General features: G+C 41.1%; 18 protein-coding genes. 2 read left to right on the forward strand and 16 right to left on the reverse strand.

What is annotated here, in order from left to right; all coding sequences use genetic code 11:
* Positions 1 to 4: 4 nt before the first annotated feature.
* From F612_RS0104085 to F612_RS0104095, 3 genes are all read right to left on the reverse strand, one after another.
* Positions 5 to 1,273, reverse strand: a complete 1,269-nt coding sequence (locus F612_RS0104085) for an aspartate aminotransferase family protein (protein ID WP_019556479.1) — start codon at positions 1,271 to 1,273, stop codon at positions 5 to 7.
* A gap of 54 nt (positions 1,274 to 1,327) precedes the next feature.
* The gene (gene doeB2 / locus F612_RS0104090; protein ID WP_019556480.1) at positions 1,328 to 2,491 is read right to left on the reverse strand and encodes a N(2)-acetyl-L-2,4-diaminobutanoate deacetylase DoeB2; all 1,164 of its coding nucleotides are present in this window, start codon (positions 2,489 to 2,491) and stop codon (positions 1,328 to 1,330) included.
* Between the two features lie 566 nt (positions 2,492 to 3,057).
* Positions 3,058 to 3,960: a DUF11 domain-containing protein gene (locus F612_RS0104095; protein WP_157760450.1), complete on the reverse strand. Its 903-nt coding sequence runs from the start codon at positions 3,958 to 3,960 to the stop codon at positions 3,058 to 3,060.
* A gap of 793 nt (positions 3,961 to 4,753) precedes the next feature.
* Between F612_RS0104095 and F612_RS0104105 the strand changes: the two genes are divergently transcribed.
* Positions 4,754 to 6,343 carry an alkaline phosphatase D family protein gene (locus F612_RS0104105; protein ID WP_019556483.1) on the forward strand — a complete coding sequence of 530 codons (1,590 nt, stop codon included), beginning with the start codon at positions 4,754 to 4,756 and terminating at the stop codon, positions 6,341 to 6,343.
* 131 nt (positions 6,344 to 6,474) lie between these two features.
* Here F612_RS0104105 and F612_RS0104110 read toward each other — a convergent pair whose 3' ends face one another.
* The 13 genes from F612_RS0104110 to F612_RS0104175 all read right to left on the reverse strand — a co-directional run bounded on the left by F612_RS0104110 (position 6,475) and on the right by F612_RS0104175 (position 16,923).
* Positions 6,475 to 6,723, reverse strand: a complete 249-nt coding sequence (locus F612_RS0104110; protein WP_019556484.1) for a DUF3297 family protein — start codon at positions 6,721 to 6,723, stop codon at positions 6,475 to 6,477.
* Positions 6,724 to 6,964: 241 nt separating this feature from the next.
* On the reverse strand, positions 6,965 to 8,215 hold the full coding sequence (locus F612_RS0104115; RefSeq protein ID WP_019556485.1) for a DEAD/DEAH box helicase: 1,251 nt from the start codon (positions 8,213 to 8,215) through the stop codon (positions 6,965 to 6,967).
* 462 nt (positions 8,216 to 8,677) lie between these two features.
* Entirely contained in the window at positions 8,678 to 9,274 is a 597-nt protein-coding gene (locus F612_RS0104125; RefSeq protein ID WP_019556487.1) for a hypothetical protein, read from the reverse strand.
* Between the two features lie 96 nt (positions 9,275 to 9,370).
* Positions 9,371 to 9,742 (reverse strand): hypothetical protein, encoded by a 372-nt coding sequence (locus tag F612_RS0104130; protein WP_019556488.1) that lies wholly within the window; start codon positions 9,740 to 9,742, stop codon positions 9,371 to 9,373.
* A 171-nt stretch (positions 9,743 to 9,913) separates the two neighbouring features.
* Complete coding sequence (locus tag F612_RS0104135) at positions 9,914 to 10,516, reverse strand: hypothetical protein (RefSeq protein WP_019556489.1); 603 nt, start codon at positions 10,514 to 10,516, stop codon at positions 9,914 to 9,916.
* 72 nt (positions 10,517 to 10,588) lie between these two features.
* Complete coding sequence (locus tag F612_RS0104140; protein WP_019556490.1) at positions 10,589 to 11,065, reverse strand: hypothetical protein; 477 nt, start codon at positions 11,063 to 11,065, stop codon at positions 10,589 to 10,591.
* 22 nt (positions 11,066 to 11,087) lie between these two features.
* A complete protein-coding gene (locus tag F612_RS0104145; protein ID WP_157760452.1) occupies positions 11,088 to 11,759 on the reverse strand; it encodes a hypothetical protein in 672 nt (223 codons plus the stop codon).
* A gap of 107 nt (positions 11,760 to 11,866) precedes the next feature.
* Positions 11,867 to 12,097: a hypothetical protein gene (locus tag F612_RS0104150; protein ID WP_019556492.1), complete on the reverse strand. Its 231-nt coding sequence runs from the start codon at positions 12,095 to 12,097 to the stop codon at positions 11,867 to 11,869.
* A gap of 79 nt (positions 12,098 to 12,176) precedes the next feature.
* Positions 12,177 to 12,920 (reverse strand): toll/interleukin-1 receptor domain-containing protein, encoded by a 744-nt coding sequence (locus F612_RS0104155; protein ID WP_019556493.1) that lies wholly within the window; start codon positions 12,918 to 12,920, stop codon positions 12,177 to 12,179.
* A 142-nt stretch (positions 12,921 to 13,062) separates the two neighbouring features.
* Positions 13,063 to 13,680: a hypothetical protein gene (locus tag F612_RS0104160; protein ID WP_019556494.1), complete on the reverse strand. Its 618-nt coding sequence runs from the start codon at positions 13,678 to 13,680 to the stop codon at positions 13,063 to 13,065.
* Positions 13,681 to 13,786: 106 nt separating this feature from the next.
* Positions 13,787 to 14,860: a DUF6602 domain-containing protein gene (locus F612_RS0104165; RefSeq protein ID WP_019556495.1), complete on the reverse strand. Its 1,074-nt coding sequence runs from the start codon at positions 14,858 to 14,860 to the stop codon at positions 13,787 to 13,789.
* A 95-nt stretch (positions 14,861 to 14,955) separates the two neighbouring features.
* Entirely contained in the window at positions 14,956 to 15,681 is a 726-nt protein-coding gene (locus tag F612_RS0104170) for a hypothetical protein (protein WP_019556496.1), read from the reverse strand.
* Between the two features lie 84 nt (positions 15,682 to 15,765).
* Positions 15,766 to 16,923 (reverse strand): Shedu immune nuclease family protein, encoded by a 1,158-nt coding sequence (locus tag F612_RS0104175; protein WP_033394529.1) that lies wholly within the window; start codon positions 16,921 to 16,923, stop codon positions 15,766 to 15,768.
* 172 nt (positions 16,924 to 17,095) lie between these two features.
* Here F612_RS0104175 and F612_RS0104180 point away from each other — a divergent pair, with 172 nt between their 5' ends.
* On the forward strand, positions 17,096 to 18,076 hold the full coding sequence (locus F612_RS0104180) for an integron integrase (RefSeq protein ID WP_026329619.1): 981 nt from the start codon (positions 17,096 to 17,098) through the stop codon (positions 18,074 to 18,076).
* Positions 18,077 to 18,086 lie beyond the last annotated feature (10 nt).

Below are 18,086 nucleotides of genomic sequence, written 5' to 3' on the forward strand. Positions count from 1 at the left end.
CTCTCTATTTGGCCTTGGATAGCAGTTTAATCTGACGATCAACCGCTTCTTTCAGAATGATAAACCCCTGTTTAAGATCTTTTTCAGGAATGGTCAAAGGCGGGATCATTTTCATCACCTCGCCCCCGACACCACATGGGCCAAAGAGCATCCCATTTTCAAAACAATCCTTAGCAATCGCCTTAGAAAGGGTGCCATTACCCACATCAATTGCCTGCATCATGCCTTTTCCACGAACCACAAAATCATGCTCCGGATAACTGTCCGCTATCTCTTGCAGTTCTTGACGCATCATCTCTCCCTTAGCTTGAGTCTCCAACATAAACGTATCATCTTCAAAGTAGCGCAAAGCCTCACGGCCAGCAATAAAAGAGATGTTTTGGCCTCGGAACGTTCCCGTATGCTCTCCTGGTAACCAATGCTTGTCATGCTCAGGTTTCACCAAATTCATCGCCATGGGTGTTCCCATACCGCCAAGCCCTTTTGCCAACGTAATAATGTCAGGCTCAACGCCGAGATCATCAAAGCTAAAATATTGACCCGTACGGCCACAACCCGCTTGAATATCATCAACAATAAGCAGCGATCCGAAGTCTTGACACAGCGTTTGCAGTGCCTGCATCCACTCTTTAGAAGCGACATTCACCCCCCCTTCGGCTTGGATGGTTTCAACGATAAACGCGGCAGGTGCTTCCACACCACTGGAGGTATTTTGGTACATGGCTCGAAGCGTATCTAGAGCCTGTATACCGCCACCTTGATGGGTTTCAAAAGGACAACGTGACACATTTAATAAGGGAACGCCGGCGGCTTGGCGAAAATAGTGATTGGCGGTACAAGAGAGCGCGCCTAAGGTCATTCCATGAAACCCTTGGGTGAATGACACCACCGTTTCTCGTTGAGTGACCTTACGTGCCAGCTTAAGCGCCGCTTCGACCGCATTGGTACCGGTTGGGCCCATAAATTGAAGTTTGTAATCCATCTCTCTAGGTTTGAGAATGGTTTCAACAAACGCTTTGATAAACTCTCGTTTTGGTGGTGTCATCATATCTAACGTATGAATAACACCGCCTGACTGCAAATAATCCACGATTGCGGTGGTCATTCCAGGGTTATTATGTCCAAAATTGAGCACACCTGCACCAGCATAGAAATCTATATATTCCCGACCTTCCTCATCCGTCTGGCGAGCATTATCACCCTTTACAAAGACCGCTGGGTAAACACGACTATAAGCACGAATATCCGATTCATAAGTAGCAAACCAATCCATGATGTTTCTCCTTTTTTGAGTGTAAAGAGACCACATCCGTGCGGTCAAAGTATTTTAAGCAGGAATTATGCCTACTAATTTTGAAAAACTACGCATCACTAATTCGATTAAGCGATCATTGAATTGATAGTGAGGATTATGACAAGGGTAGTGATACATTGATTGATCCCCCTGCTGTTCAGACATGCCAATTAAAGCAAACGCGCCAGGAACTTCATTTAGGTAATAACTAAAGTCTTCAGAGGCCATAATCGGCAACATTAAATCGACTTGATTATAGTCTTCACCCAATTCATCTTGTAAAACATGGCGGAAGCTGGCGGCAACAGAAGGGTCATTAATTGTGGCTTCATAACGGGGTAACACCTCAACCACGGCCTTCACACCATAAGATGAAGCCGTATCTTCTGATATCTGCGTGATCAACTCAGTTAATTGAAGGCGCCACTTAGGATCGGATAACCGAATACCGCCGGAAACTTTGACGGTTTGAGGAATAATGGTGACATCAGAATCAGCCAGAATGCGGGTAACACTAACAACAACGGCGGCTTGTGGCGGTAAACGTCGACTGACAATCTGTTGTAAATTTAACGTAATCGCCGCGGCGGCTAATACCGGGTCGTGACACGCTTCTGGCTGAGAAGCGTGTCCGCCTAAACCCATTACCTCTATATTAAAACTTCCATTACCCGACATCACCGGGCCATCAGGGCATACGGCGGTGCCAAACGACATAGCGGGCCAATTGTGCCAACCATAGATGACATCAACGCCATCAAGCGCGCCATCTTCTATCATTTTCTTGGCACCATGCCCTCCCTCTTCTGCCGGTTGAAACAGAAAGCTCACCGGGCCTTCAAGCTTACTTTCGTTTTGCTTTAACCAATAAATAGCCCCTAAAAGTGCCGCCATATGCCCGTCATGACCACACGCATGCATCTTACCGTCAAAGGTAGAACAAAATGCGATATCGGCCTGCTCTTTGATAGGCAAACCATCCATATCCGCGCGCAGTGCAATATGCTTTCCTGCTGTATTTTCTGAGAGCGTGGCAACCGTTCCATGGATCGCGCACACTCGCCAAGAAATAGCCCATTCATCTAAACAGTCACGAATTTTCTTGGCCGTATCCGCTTCTTGCCAGGTCAACTCAGGATATTGGTGAAACCAATGTCTTAGCTCTACTGCTCTTCGTACTGCTTTTTGCCACTCCATATGATTCCCCTTTGATTGCTAGCAAACTATTCAAATTTGTGACTCTTTTATTAACACCTTGCACAATGAATACCAACAAAACCTCTAAGCCAGTAAGAACCAAATCCAGGGTTAACCAACGTATTATTCAAAATAATTATGAGCGGAATAAAATTAAAATAACTCTAAATCTAATTCCATCATACATGAACTTTATACGTATTAAAATCAAGCAACACTTCTCTCAAAAGTGGGGACTCTAATTTTATAAATTGACCAGGCCTGGGGAAATCAAATGCCAATAAAATAACCAAACTAACGACCATTAAGCCAATGTAGAAAACGTAGCGGCCTATTACCAATTGTCATGGCATACCCTAAGGGTATTAGCTAGACATGCCATTAGTGAAAAGTTAAATGGTAAAGAATAAAAGGTAATACTCTTTCTTTTATCAACAAAAAACCCGCTAAAAAGCGGGTTTTTAAATTTGACCAGGCCTGGTTAGATTGTTTTAATTTTACTCACCCCTCGAATCTCGAAGGTCAAAAAGTGGTTAAAATACAATCCCCTCGTTCCTTTTATTTTTTTATTTACATTTATTACCTCTACAGGGTTTAACCCCACCGTCAGGGTCCTGTACCAATGTTGATTGACTCACATTGTTATTGTTCGGATTAAGATCGTCTTCAGTCAAATTGACGCTCGCACTATTGGTAAGCGTACCCGCCACGTTGGATCTGATCACAATATCAACGTTGGCTGAGGCGCCATCGGCCAGATTACCCAGAGTACAACCCACGTCTGTTGTTGTGACGGTGGTTTTATTACCTCTCGTTTTGGTGACCGTAGTTGGTGTGCACGTTCCTTGACTTGTTACTACGGATTCAAACGTAATGTCGGCTGGTAAGGTATCGGTCAATGTGACTCTTGTCGCCTCTGCGCCAATGTTAGTCACAACAAGACGATAGGTAAGCGGCTCATTTATTTGTACTGGACTTGGATTGTCATTGATGGTGATGCTTACATCGGTTGCCATCGTGGTACCGCTGCCCTCAAACAATTGCAGATAAAACGAACGTGGAATGAAACCATTAGGATCAAGGGTGGAGACTACTTTTTGATCCGTTACGTTATACATTATGGCAGAACTGCTCCCCTGCGCATGTCGGTTGTATAAAGGGGTTGGAATGTTATCGGTACCAATGGCTTCGTACTGCATACTAAACCATCCACCCGAAGCACCGCTATAATACAAGCCTGGTTCAGATGTGAACACAAACTGCTCGCTCGGATCGAGCTGAATCGTCACTGCCGGGTGTTCTCCAGCGGGTAAATCTCGAGAGATTTCAGCTACGAGGGCCCCTAAAAGTCCTGTTACCGGATCAACGCCGTAAAAACGAAATGTGGCTTTAAATGGTGGATCTGTTTCGTAAGATGATTTATAGCCAAACGTGAACGCACTCACCACATGACTGCCAGCAAAAGGCACATCATCCGCCCATTCCCGCGTACCACCGGTAGAGTAGACCGGCGCAGGGGAAATGGATGAGGGGGATATATTATTGTAGTAGACTGTATCTGCCTGCGCATGCACACTGCCGGAATGCAATGCAAAACCGACGAGTACCGCCGCAAAAAATATCTTTATTCTTATGGTAAATTCCATTCTTAATCTCCTTTTTATATTGAATTATTGGGTACTGCCTGACCCCATTAATTTTTAAGCTGACTCCAATTATTACTTTGGTGAATTGAACTCATACACCATGATGGGATGAGTTGCCCAAGAAAACCTCACAAAAGGTTCACATATGAGTACTATTTCCTGTTCATTTTGTTGCGTAACATAATCTAGAGTTTCATGTGCACGTGGGTTGTATGAGCGATGAGCAAAAAGGTATATTTAAAATTAATAGGGAGAAGGAATAGAGGGGTCAGCTTGAATTCAGAAACTACGAAATAAAATTTACAAAAAAACTGCTAAAACGCGGCCTTTCAAAAAGTGAGTCTTCATCCGTTGTAAATAAAGACCAGCGAGCCCTTCTGCTTGGATGAATTTAAATTGAACATTCCCAATCCACCTTGAATTAGAACGAAATAAACCCAATCTATCTCCATTGATTAATTTCCTTTATCCCATTGATTTCATTTATTTTTTCCTATTTCACTCTAAAAACATCATTTCATTAAACATCAATAAATACTTCATTGCCCTGTCACAGTATTTTTTTACATTAAAGTCTCACCCAATTACTTAAATCTACTTATAAAAGGAAATGACCATGTACAACTTTAAACATTTGTTTGTCATGACTGCGTTGTCACTCTCATTGAATGTCGCCCAGGCGACTCCAACTATTGAACAACCCGTTATGAAACAGGGCATCCAAATTGGTGATGTCACCGAAGGCCGTGCCGTTATATGGAGTCGTGCAGACCGCCCTTCTCGAATGATGGTGGAATACGCGTTTGATAATAATTTTAATGATGCCATTAAGGTAAAAGGACCATACGCTACGCCTGAAACTGACTTTACCACCAAGCAGGATTTAACCAAACTGCCTGCAGGTAAAGAAATATTCATTAAGGTCTGGTATGAAGACTTAACAAATAATCATAATAAAAGCACACCTGTGACAGGTCATTTCCATACCATCGGTAAACACGACAATATTCGCTTCGTCTGGGGTGGTGATGTCGGTGGTCAAGGCTGGGGAATTAATCCGGACTTCGGCGGCATGAAAATATACGAAGCGATGCGCCAGGTCAATCCGCAGTTTTTCATTCAAAGTGGTGACAGCGTCTATTCCGATGGACCTATAAAGGCAAGCGTTGTGGCCGAAAACGGTCAAGTCTGGAACAATCTGGTCACACCAGAAGTCAGTAAGGTCGCTGAAACCCTGAATGAATTCCGCGGTCGTTACAAATACAACCTGCTGGATGAAAACATGCTTCGTTTTAATGCAGAAGTACCGCAAATATGGCAGTGGGATGACCATGAAGTGGCCAATAACTGGTCTGACTCAAAAGATTTAAGTGCCGACAACCGTTACACTGTCAAAGATATACCACTGCTTGTCGCTCGTGCCTCGCAGGCATTTCATGAATACGCGCCTTTACGTCCACATAATATCGAAGAACCAGACCGCATCTATCGCAAGATATCTTACGGTGATTTGTTGGATGTATTTGTATTGGACATGCGCAGTTATCGTGGACCAAATACCAATAACCTACAGTCGCAGGAAAGTGCTGAGACTGCATTTTTAGGGGAGGCACAATTAGCTTGGCTACAAAAAGGACTGAAAAATTCTCATGCAACATGGAAAGTCATCTCTTCGGATATGCCCATCGGCTTAAATATCAGTGATGACTACATCCACAAGCCACCTCAAAAATGGGAAGCTATCTCTAATGGGAATGATGGCCCTGCGGCAGGACGTGAATTAGAAATGGCGCGTCTGTTTAGCTTTATTAAACATAAGCACATTGAAAATATCGTGTGGTTAACCGCAGACGTACATTACGCCGCGGCCCATTTTTATAATCCAGCGAATGCTGCAACCAAAGACTTTACCCCTTTCTGGGAATTTATTGCCGGACCTCTAAATGCCGGAACCTTCGGACCAAACAGTACAGACGGCACCTTCGGTCCACAAGTCGTTTTCAGCAAAGCACCACCGGCTGGCCAAGCTAATTTATCACCTTATGCAGGTCTGCAGTTCTTCGGTGAAGTGAACATCGACAGAGGGTCTCGAGAAATGATCGTGGATTTGAAAGATATTGATGGCAACATCGTATTTAGCAAAACGCTTTCAGCTGAGGAAAATGAAGATAACCGTCATGAAAGAGATGACAGAGATGAGGATTAAACCAACGGTCAATAATGCTTGTTAAACATTAACACGACGCCCGGTGCTCACACACCGGGTTCTTTTTTTAAAAAGAGGAAAAATGGTAGCCCCCTCTTTGTAAAACTTCAAAATTAGAAGGACCACACAACTTAACGATAAAAGACTTCAACCGTACCTTTCAGCTTAATCAAAAGCGGTTGTCCTCTGCGGTCCAACGCTTTAGGTGACGCAACTTTTACCCAACCTTCACTGATGCAATATTCCTCAACATCGGTACGCTCTTTTCCGTTCAACCGAATACCAATGTCGTGCTCGAAAATGTCTGCCACATGATGTGGGCTACTGGGATTACCCGAAAGACGATCTGGGAAAGCGGGAAGTGATTGAGTATCGCTCATGTTCGTGACCTGAATTAAATAAAAAGTACGCCATTGTAGACAATAAAGATGGGATGCTCAAGAACTGCCGTCGCCGTTTAATCGCATTGTTTAATGATTTGTGAATTTCGGCTAATTTATGGAGTTATTCATAAGATCTCCAAATCGCGACGGCTTTTCGGACAATAAGTAGATAAAAAGATTTTCTATTTTTCTGCGAATCTACTTAATTTGGCCGCGACCCTAATTATTGCGATCCTATCTACTGCCTACGTCTCTGAGGTTTACCCCGACGTCGGGATTTAGGTTTAAGCTGAGGTTTAGTATCTGGTTCAAAATTTCCGTACTCGTCATCATCAAATTTGCTTATTGGAGCCTTCTCAGTAGGCATAAAACCACGGAAAATCTTACGCTCAAACTGAAACCCAATGACCTCCTCAATAGACTTTAACTGTTTATACTCATCCTCGCTGACCAATGAAACCGCCAAACCAAAGGTGCCAGCACGACCCGTACGACCAATGCGATGCACATAGTCCTCTGCGACATAAGGCAGATCAAAGTTAACCACACAAGGTAGTTGACTCACATCAAGACCCCGAGCAGCAATATCCGTGGCGACCAATGCCACAACCTGACCACTTCTAAAATCCTCTAAGGCATGGGTACGTGCGTACTGGGTTCTATTTGCATGGATGGATGCCGCACTAATGCCAGAACTTTCCAGTTCGCTTACCAAACTATCCGCCCCTTTTTTGGTACGACTAAAGACCAACACTTGATGCCATTTGTTCTTTTTAATCAGGTCAATCAATAGCTCGCTTTTACGCTCTTTATCAACAGGATGAATGACCTGCTTAATCGTAGGCGCCGTGCTGTTCTCGGCAGCCACCTCAATCAAAAGTGGATTATTGAACATCCCTTCAGAAAGCAATTTGACCTCTGTAGAAAACGTCGCTGAAAACATCAAGGTTTGACGTTTGTCAGGCAGCAATATTTGAATACGACGGATATCATCGATAAACCCCATATCCAACATACGATCAGCTTCATCCAAGACCAATATCTCAAGCTCATCAAAGTTAATCGCCCCTTGACCATAAAGATCAAGCAAACGACCCGGCGTCGCAACCAGCACATCTACCCCTTCTTGCAGCGCAGCTATCTGCGGCTCAATCCTCACACCGCCAAACACCGCGGTAGAGCGAATATTCATATGGCGGCTATAGTTCTGAACACTTTCGCTTACCTGAGCAGCAAGCTCGCGGGTCGGCGTAAGCACTAACGCACGTACATGCAGAGCCCCAGGACGAGCACCACCAGACAAAAGCTGCACCATCGGCAGCGTAAAGCTCGCCGTTTTCCCCGTACCCGTATGGGCCGCCGCCATCACATCACGCCCACTAAGCACCGCAGGAATCGCTTTAATCTGTATCGCTGTTGGTATTGTATAACCTTGTTCAGCAACCGCTTTCAACAACTCATCACACAAGTTTAAAGAGGCAAATGACATAAAAAATATTCCTTGGATTGATTAATGAGAAATGTGCGAGAAGTACGGTTTTTTTCTAAGGTATGGTAACGCAATTGAATAAGGTCAGGTCTTGCTTATTTCTGATGTGTCTTGAGTGGCTTTTGGGAACTTCGAAGGGAATTAAATAAGGATAATTGAAATAAACAGGCTTCTCAACAAGATATGAAAATCAGTTTCCCAAATCGACCAGGCCTGGTAACTTTTAAATAAAAGACGTCCACTTTTCCTCCTTTTCCTTTCCCCTTTGCCTTGAGATTTTGGATTCTGCGTACAAGAAATAACCTGGGAAGAGAATTATCAATATCTGTCAATTTCTCATGAAGTTCTTCAACAGTTTCTGTCATATATTTTCCAGTTGCATAACGTCTCGCATAAATGGCCGAACGGTACCGAGAACCGAACCCGCGCATTTTGCGAGCGATTTTGATGCGATTGTTATGGCTACGTTGGTATGTTGGCAAGTTGATTATTTTTTCCATAATTACTTGCAAGATAATAGCGAATTTCCCACATGGATCGGCGTTTAATGTGCTTGCCTTTTGACGATTGAACGTGAAAGCTCATAAGTGAAAACAAAAGATAATTTATTGTTTTTGAACTAAAAAGGCATTCTTGCGCTTCAAGAATAACATTCATCATGTCATCCAACGGGATAGTTGCAGTAATTGATTCTCCTTCTACGAGAGCTTTGCTGGGATCTCGGTTATATGAAACAACTAGGTCGCTTGCGTAAGTTGTTAATGGTTTTGTGCCTGTAAAATCATCTAGTGCTCGAAGTATTTTCAAAGATTTAGGTACGGAAAGCCTTGGCTCGCTGTTCCCCGTAGGTAATGGAAACCGGATAGAGCTGATGACGATTGGTTTTTCTGATTTGTTTGTAACTGTAATTACCGCAGAAATTTTTCCATGAATTTCTTTCAATTCAGAATATGTAGAAAGTCTAGTGCGTTTAGACCTAATTAAATAGATTAGGGTAAAGACTGAGCAAAAAGTAGTTATCGAAAGAAGAGTTAGCTTTATAAGCTCAATATTTTCCATGTGTACCTCTTTTGCCATAACGCCGCAAATAACCGGGCGCAGATGAAGCGCAGCGGAATTTGCGATCCGTGTTAATTTGCCTTGTTAGGGGCTGCGTCATTCTTGAGATTTCCGCAATTTTACGACCTTGTACACCCAAACTATTGCAGCACAAAAAAATACTATCCCGGCAAAAACGGAGGCGGTTGATATAACTAGGGATAACGCAGTCATACTTGGCACAAAAGCCAAGATTTGACTAACTGCAGAAATGGGATTCGGATTCCTTGCTTCATCTTCCGGGGTTAATCTTGCTAGTCCGGCATAAGCGATGGTCGACGGAATGCTGATTGCGAAAAGAACGAGAATCACTTCAGTAAGCCAGCAACAATCACTCGCTGGGCTTTTGACGAGGTAAAGCACAATTGCGAACTGGAATGCAGCATATGCCCTCATAGTGTTTCTCATTTCTTTATGATGCTCAGACATAACTACCCCTAACGTTTAAGCTAACCGGCCGCGCGTTAGCGCGGTCGGGTTGAGTGAATTGTTAGTTATTTCTTTATACTAGGCCAATTTAAAATTGGTTTTTTTTCAGGTACACCAAATTCAATAGATTTTATGTTTGACTTTGACATAACTGCGACAATATTTTCAGATTTATCCCATAAAAAAAAAGTCACCAGCCCAGCCTATATATTTCTGTTCAATGACTTTGCCATTTATCTTTAAACCTTGGAGACTGTTCTTGGATTTTTCTGCATTAACTGCCCCCCTGCCAAACGAAAATATCAGAACAGCAAATAGAGTATTCACGACGACAATTCGTACCTGTTTGTTTGGAATATATGTACTTGCAAATTCAGCATTTCCAATCAAGATAAGTAAAGGCATAAATACTAAGACAGCGACTTTAAACCATCGGAGATTACCAACCTCAAAAAATACAACGAACAAAGCATAGCTTAAAATACAAACGGTAATAAGAATGAAAAACCAACGTATATATTTTGCTTCAGGTAAATCAGCCCCTCCTCCTGGAGGCATAACCTCACTAAGAGGCACACTGATAATTTGACCAACAGCTAAACCTAAAAGCAGAAAGATAGAGGAGTACAGGAGTGGGTACATAGCATTTTTTATTACATCAGACAAAGTGATGTATTCAAGCACGTTAATATTGAATGTGCTCCAAAAACCAAACAGGTACAGTAGTGAAACGACCAGGCTATAAGGAGCAATAAAGCTAATGTATTTTTGCAAATTTGAAAATCTCTATTAAATGACTAACGATTAAAATAAGAGGGGTTTAAAAGTGCGTGCGGAGCACCGCTTTTAAACGTCCTTTTTGATTGCCTTGTTAGAAGCATTAGAGTGCGCAACAACGGCTACGGATTTAATTACATTTTTTAAGTTTTCTACATTAAGTTCGTTGCCAATATTTTCATATACATAACGCCATTCAACAAATACATTATCGAAAGACTTGGCCAACTGTATAAACTCTTCATTAGTTAATTCTGTGTTAGCAGTTCGCCTACCATATTCACCTGTTATTTCACTCAGACAAGATACTTGTATATTTTCAAGTAATTTAGATAGCTGATGTGTTTTAGGTATCTCTGTTGGGTTTTCTATTAGTGACTTTAAATAAAGCTCTAATGAAAATGACAAGCATGTAATGAATGCTTCTATGGGGAAAAAGTGCTTACTTTCATCCTCTATTTCCATATTGTCTTCTAAATGTATAGCAGCGACGAGATATGATGCTGCTGTATCAATAATTTTTTTTGTGCTGATGTTATTGTTCATTCTTGTCTTCTAACGATTAAACTCAGCGGCTGCGCGGTAGCGCAGTCAGCTGCAGAACCTTGTTAACCAGTGGTTGATCGCCACTTGAAATAGAGTAACGGATAATATCTTCTTCTCTTGCCATTAGCCGATACTTGTCTATGAGGTATGGTATGTCCCTATTTGGAGGCCAGTATTTTTGGTTTATGGACGATACAAACATACCTGCATCTTCTTCACTTAGCGACCAACATATATTGGAAACAGATGTTCTTATTTTAGAAATTTCTTTTTGTTGTTCTGTTTGCGAAATTTTGCTTTTTAATTCTAGACGCTCAATAGCTAACAAAACTCTACGAATTTTATCTGGATCACAATAAGCTTTTTTACTTTCTATGATGTCAGATTCATTAATTCCATTTTTGATTAACTCACTTGTGACTAGGTGTTTTAATGATTTTGCATCCTGAATCATATAGTCTATACCAGAGCGAAACGAACCATATTGGCCAATACCAATATATATTGCTCCTAAGATTAAAATCTTTGCTTTAAGGCTTCCCTCTTCAAGGTGAACAAATATCTCCGTTTTCTGGTTATAAATAACATCAGAATACTTTGAAACCGTTTTCTTTAGATATTGTTCTGCATCTTCAATATCAATTTCATTAAAATCTAAATCGAAATGAAATTCCATTCCAGAGATATATGACACTTAATTTTCCTAGTGGGTTAACGCTTTGATAAGCGGCGCGCGGTAGCGCGTCCGAATGAGCAACGCGAATGACTTGATTTACTTGTTAGGCTTTTTATTGCCATGTGTTAATTGTTACACCTAACTCTGATTTCTTTACGATTAAATCCAGCATCTTCAGATAACACCTTATATCCATTTGGGCATTCTGACTTTGCCCTGTCATGACATACTGAAAATGACACAACCGCTCCACACTCTATTAGGATGGCTTCTTTACCGTCTTTTTCATATATCTTGTTTGCCGTAGTGCAGCCATAGAGCAATAGCAACGTTATTGTCGTTATAAATAATTTCATGCGCTGTCCTTCTTCTTGTGGAGCCTAACGCCCCTCTTATGTGGCAACTACGTAGCAGTTGTCCAACATGAAGGGATTGTTATGCCTCAATAATTCCATGGTTTATTAGATATTCATATCCATCATCTGTAACTGAATATTTGTTGAGGATGTTGCATTCAACGAGGCCCTCAGATTCAGCGAGACTCAGGTATCTTTCTATTTTAAGCCGATGAGCATTCGTAAATTTGGCAATCGTCCCAACGTCGAGCTCGTCATATGGACTTTTTTCAAAAGCCGCTGCAATAGCGCTCATCGCAGCCTTTAAGCCATCTGCTGTTCTGTCAGGTTTAGATCCCCCAAGAGGTTTAAATGGGTTAGCGCCAATCTCAGGTTTTTCATATAAAGGGGCTTTTAACAGTGTTCTAACAAGCTCATCTAATGAATACTCAACATCTGAGTCATTGGAAAAGTTTATATATAGTTTTGATTGAAGGAATGTTGGTAGAACTGGAGTATCAGACTGCCTCACAATTGGTATTATTTTATTTTCATCTATCTTTGATAGTAATGACGCGGATGCAATCATTTTTTCATATCCCACCCCCCCTTTTCCTGCATTGGCCTTAACTACATATTCTTCTGTACATACAATAACCACGAAGTCGCATTTTGCTAGCTCAGTTTCCATAAAGTGCGGTAAATCGTCGCCGGGCTTTAAATCCCATTGATCAAGTACTGCGTCTATTCCCCTATTCCGGAGCGTAGTAGCAAAATCGAGAACCCAGCCTTTGTGTTCTGCTGAGTCATGTGAATATGAGATAAAAACTCGTGGCGGTATCATTATTTCCGTGTCCTCTGATGTGGGTTTTAGGCATAACGCTGAGCTAAGCGGCTTGGGTGAGATGGCTGATTTTTTGCTGCTTTTATGCAAAAAATAGGACAGCTTGCCCAAGTTCGACTGAGCATTTTGTTAGCAGTTTTACTCATAAGTTACTCGGTTTATTTTCTTCAGCCAAAACTTTTTCCATATGTGGAAAAGCGAACTCTCTTAGAGTTGGATTGTCTGCTCTTATGTCACTGATTATTTGTGACAGATTTCTATTCTTAGCGTCTTTTCCTACAATATTATTAAAGCTTACCACTGCAAACGAATTTGTAGCCCTTTGAGGGGAATTATTTATATATTCAAGGAATTTTCTCATGCTCCCTTTGGGGGCATAGCCACCCCATGCCGAACATAAGAGATGAATAGCATTTTTTAACTCACGGTTTAATGGATGTATTTGTGTTCCAGCTTCGTTATTTCCTTCACCTCCACCACCTTGTCCATTTTCGGCTTGAAATGGATTAAACAGGCTGATCGGCGCATGGCCTGTTAACTGTAGAAATTGATCGCCGCAATCATAACCAACCGAGAAATTTTCAATCTCTTTTGTTTCTTTATGCTCGGCCTCGAACAGATAATATTTATCTGTAATTGGGCCGCAGCAACCATCTATTTTTTGTCCTGCAAGTAAGCGGATATATACAATAGGTTTTATGTTGTACGAATCAACAATTTTATTCTTTGCTTCACTTCCTCGACAATTTAAGAAACTCATGACTTCTCCATGACTGCTAACGCCTCAAACACCGGCTTGGTGAAGTTGGCGGCTTTTTTGTACCAAAAAAGGTGACAGCTTTATCAAGTCCGAGTGCTTTGACTTGTTAGCTGCTCTCGTTCTCTGAAATATTGAATAAGATTTTGCTTGATTCTTCACTGGTTTCAAAACTAAATCCAACTTTATCGACATCATAGCTCAATCCATTTTCATCGAAATCCTGACAACTTAAATTACCCCACATATCTTCGTAGCATACTGCAAACACCTTTGGTTCATGCACCGCAGAATGTAACAAATACTGGCCAAAATTTCCTTTTGATAATGTATTGGAGATACCAGAAAGAAAAGATAGCTCAACCTCGTTACTATTCACTTCAACTCCCACCCACTTATGAATATTAAACGTGATATCACTATACTTTAACTCATTGATTGTTAACTCTTTGCCATCAATTTCTGAAGAAAGGCTATTCATTCGAATCATACCTTGGATACACAATGCAAATTGCGAGCGACTCATTTGAGATAAGGCGACATCATTCAACATCAAATCTCGCATGGTCTCAATTGCACCATCTAAATCAAGCTCAGAGGCCTCTTGAAACAGTTTTAAAAACTCCGAATTACTAATGCAGTCTTTAAGATAGTGCTTGCTGACACTCTTAAAGTAATAACTTTTAGTGGAAGTACATAAAACGGTAATTGCAGGATTAATAAAGAAGTTCTTGTCGTATTTCTTCAGCCGCTTAAGCTCACTTCCTTCAATATCACTAGAGAATGAGAAAAGTACAGTAGGTGAAAATCCACCAATATTTTTAAACCTTTCAAATTTAGATAAAGTGGTTTTTAGTTCATTTGCATTCAAACCGCTTTTAACTTCAAAGTTATACTTTACCGCTTCGACGGGGACAAAAGTCAGTTCATTTTTCATGTATGAAGGAAGTATCTCATCATCATAGATGAGAATATCAGTTTCATTTGACTGATCTCCCCTTGAGTTTTCAATAACCCCTTTTGTTAGCTTATATCTATTCGGAATAACTTCTCTTACTAGATCAGAAAGTTCGCTTTCATTTAACCCACCTTTAATCCCTTGATGAACAACCTCTTTATTACTTTCAAACTCAACCTTTAAGGCTGATATTTTCGCGCTGAATTTATCAGATATGATGCTCATTTACTTCTCTAATCTGGATGGTTTTTCTTTGTACAGCTAACGATTAAGCTAAGCCGCTGCGCATTAGCGCAGTCGGCTTGAGCGCCTTGTTAGGCCTATTTAGCTGGCAACTGGAGTAGTTCATCAAAATTAATTTCCTCCCCATAAAATGCCTTATAGTTCCCATCTGGATATGATGTTGATACGCTAAGGCCTATAGAATGCTTTGAATAAAACTGCTTACACACATTCAATATTGTCTCTAGACATTTCTTTGCATCAGAATAATCAAGATTCACAGGCGAGTTGAACTTATTAGCTGAAAATTTCTTTGACCAATCTACTGAGTCCTCTTGATCATGGACTTCCCAACTATTCTCCCCAATTGGTTCTAAAAGCATTGTTGTATTATAGGAACTTCCATGCATTAATATATTTCTAAGGTTGTTGATTTCAGCGATCTTCTGCTTTTGGATTTCGCTCATTGCATCTAGGTCTAATTTTTCCAGTAGGAAAGTAATTTTATCTACGCTCCTAGTCATGTTCCAGTTTGAAGCCAATTTCTTTAATAGAAAGTCTCTATTTTCTTCTGATATATACTCATCGGAGTCTTTGTTAAAAAGTAATTTATAACCCAAATCATTAACCAAAGACTCTAGAAAACAAAATCCATGCATAATGCTAGACATGGCAAACTGATGCGCTGACATTTTTTCATAGCCAGTGTTTTTAGATACAGCCAAGTCATATGACCGCCTCATAGAGTCGATGGCTTGCCCAACGTGAGAATAAGTCAGCGACTGGACAACCGTATGTAAATTTCCTTCTGGCATGGTACTCATAATTCTCTCGTAAGCCTAACGTCCAAGCTGTGCTGTGCGGCGCAAACGAAGCGCAGCGTAGTTTGCATCCGAACAAGCGCCTTGTTAGCTTTGGTTGTGTTTAACAATAAATTTTGCTCTTTCATATAGTTCGTCAAAAGTAATAATTTCCGGATTTGAAGTATTCTTTCGCAATAATTCAAATGACCTCAATTTATCTTTGTTTACGCCATTATCTGAAACAAACTCGTTCATGCTGCCAATTACTAGGTAGGATTTAGGTTGGTAATTGAAGATTTCCTCACCCGTAGGGTTGCCTTCTTTATCGCTTGGATTAATTTTACTAGACAAGTTTTCGATAGCAGATGCAACTGTACCTTGCACCTGTGCAATAGCACCAGCCAATTCCTTAGAAGGTGCCCAACATCCCGACCTGTATGGCTTGGATTCAAGTAGTTCAGTTGCATGGGTTTTTATTTCAATAAAACAGAGGTTAGAAATAATACCTTTTGTTTTCATTAGGGCGTCAACACGCTTACCATGAGAATCTAAACTATACCCTTGAACTACTTGCTCAAGCTTCTTGTCATCTAAGCCTGATAAAAATATATAACCTAACCCATAGCCAAATACCCAATTGTTCTTTTCAAAGTATTTCTGCCAGAGCCCTTCATTGGAACATTTCTTTTTTTCTTTTAGGCTATCAAAGTAACTTTGATCACTGAGTAAACTTTCATAGACGCTCAATTGCTTCTTTCTGTAACCGACAGCAATTAGATCCTCTGTTGTAACCTCGGACTTCAGAACTTCAGCAAACAGATCTTGGTTTTCCGTAACGAATGTTTTTGCTTGGTGAGTAGTTAAAGCGATTTTCCGAAGTTCTTCGTCAGTAATATTTACTTTGGCTCTAGTTTTGAAATCAACAGACTGGATATTAGCCAGGAACTCACAAAATCTTCCTATTTCTTCACCTACAAACGAAAACCCCGTTCCGTTGGGCTGGCCTGTTTCTGATACAAACTTTTGGACAGTTAACACAAAGGTTTGCCGAGTATCTTCAAGAAACTTTGCTGTTATATATGTTTTAGCATCCGGTTTTTTTCGCAAAACAACTTCATCGCGCTCTTTCACATATTCATAACCATCTTCGGAGGGTAATATTTTTGAAGCAATACGAACCCTTCGCTCTTTGTCACCGAAAGACTGGAGAGAAGGACTTATATATGTTTTCCCAGGCAGAGGGCTTTGATAATCATCATCCATATTTTTGATTTTTCTCCGAGAAGCTAACATTTAGTATAAGGCATTCTTGCCTTGGTATTGGGTATTGAAATTAATTTCAGGTCTATTTTCCTGCATATAGAGAAAACTGTTGTTCTGACATGATAATACGTTATTATACATACAACCCTGTCAATTTCTGAAATACGGTTATATGAATACTACCCTAAAAAAACCTTCTTTTCTAGATGAAATGCGTAGTCAATTGCGACGAGAGGGATATGCGTATTCTACAGAAAACACTTACTGCGATTGGGTTAGGCGGTTTGTTAAGTTTCATGGTTTTTTGGATCGTGAATCGATGCTAATTGACTCCACCGCAAGAGTGGAGCAGTTTTTAACAAACTTGGCCGTTGAGCAAAATGTAGCACCCTCAACACAGAACCAGGCGTTAAATGCGTTGGTTTATTGCTACTGCAAGGTTTTACAGGTGCCATTTTCAGACCTGAAGGCCAGTCGTTCTCGAAAAGAGCCGAGAATTCCAGTGGTCTTAACTAAAGAAGAGGTTGGCGAGGTTTTATCGGTAATGGATGGCGCGGCGGGATTGATTGCCAAGTTATTATATGCGAGTGGGCTTCGCATCACGGAAGCCGTTAGATTGAGAGTTCAGGATATTGATTTTGGATTTAAACAAATAACCGTTCGTGATGGAAAAGGTAAAAAAGATAGAGTGACTCCTCTTGCCAACAACTTAGTACCACTTATTGAAAACCAATTAAAAATGGTCAAAACTTTGCACCTTCAGGATCTGGAGAAAGGATTAGGGTCGGTTTATTTGCCGTATGCATTGGCAAAAAAATATCCCAATGCGGATAAAGAGCTGGGCTGGCAATATGCTTTTCCGAGCCGGAACCTGGCAGTTGACCCGCGCTCGGGCATAATGCGCCGACATCACATTGATCAATCGGTTGTCAACAAAGCCATTAAGCGAGCGGTGAAACAGTGCAGCATATACAAAAAAGTGAGCGCGCACACCTTCAGACACTCGTTTGCCACGCATTTATTACAAACCGGTACGGATATTCGAACAATTCAAGCGTTATTGGGGCATGCCGATTTAAGGACCACGATGATTTACACGCATGTATTGAAACAGGGTGGTCAGGGAGTCGTGAGTCCGTTTGATAACTTATAATCATTAAAAT

This window comes from Thiomicrorhabdus arctica DSM 13458 (assembly GCF_000381085.1).
GTDB classification, from domain to species: Bacteria; Pseudomonadota; Gammaproteobacteria; order Thiomicrospirales; family Thiomicrospiraceae; genus Thiomicrorhabdus; species Thiomicrorhabdus arctica.